We start from the raw sequence: 219 nt of genomic DNA on the forward strand, positions 1-219 counted from the left end.
CTGCCAGAAGCGATCGCCCGCCTGCCACAACTCACTTACCTGGATTTAAAGGGCAACGAATTAACAACGCTGCCAGAAGCGATCGCCCGCCTGGAACAACTCACTTCCCTGAGTTTAAGCGGCAACCAATTAACGACACTGCCAGAAGCGATCGCCCGCCTGCCACAACTCACTTACCTGGATTTAAAGGGCAACGAATTAACAACGCTGCCAGAAGCG

Annotated in this window: 1 protein-coding gene; it reads left to right on the plus strand. The window is 53.4% G+C overall.

Going from position 1 to position 219, the window contains the following annotated elements:
* On the plus strand, positions 1-219 hold a 219-nt coding region (locus ABF638_RS38570), incomplete at both ends, for a leucine-rich repeat domain-containing protein (RefSeq protein ID WP_435027980.1).

This window comes from Nostoc sp. CALU 1950 (assembly GCF_051172895.1).
Classification (GTDB): Bacteria; Cyanobacteriota; Cyanobacteriia; order Cyanobacteriales; family Nostocaceae; genus Nostoc; species Nostoc edaphicum_A.